The sequence below is a fragment of the Psychromonas sp. Urea-02u-13 genome, from assembly GCF_002835995.1.
Classification (GTDB): domain Bacteria; phylum Pseudomonadota; class Gammaproteobacteria; order Enterobacterales; family Psychromonadaceae; genus Psychromonas.
On the sequence record NZ_PJBZ01000273.1, the window covers coordinates 1 to 440 of the forward strand.

Genomic DNA, 440 nt, shown 5'->3' on the forward strand with positions numbered 1-440 from the left:
TAACGCCGCACTAAGCGGACTAAAATAGTGGGTTAAAATGTGTAGCGAAGCGAAACGTAACCCACTGTTTTAGTTCCGTTTAAGTGCCTTGTTATGAAGCTGACAACACCTCTAACATTTTATAAATTTTGTTATCAGTGATTTTCCCCATTAATTCAGGGTTTGCAAGTGCATATATAAAACCTTCAACTTTTGCATAATTAACATCATCTCGGCACTCAATAAAGTTTGCCCATTCTTCAAGTTCATCGGAAGAAATAAAATTTGAAAGGTACTTTTTAAGCACAACTTCCAATATGTCATTATTCACTTCAAACAACTCTACTTCGCAATCAAATGCAAAGTTAACAAGTTCCCCAAAAGCTTCCTCACGAAACCCACCAAAGGTAATAATTTGTTCTAAAGCTTCAACTCTATTCATATACGTGCTTCATAACGCC

1 protein-coding gene is annotated in these 440 nt (G+C 35.9%); it reads right to left on the reverse strand.

The window, feature by feature from the left end:
* Window positions 1-91: 91 nt before the first annotated feature.
* Entirely contained in the window at window positions 92-421 is a 330-nt protein-coding gene (locus CXF74_RS21705; protein ID WP_101084706.1) for a hypothetical protein, read from the reverse strand.
* Window positions 422-440: the final 19 nt, after the last annotated feature.

What these genes read in the sequence shown, in the direction of transcription:
- CXF74_RS21705 (WP_101084706.1), bottom strand. Translation starts at nt 421, where the DNA reads ATGAATAGAGTTGAAGCTTTAGAACAAATTATTACCTTTGGTGGGTTT.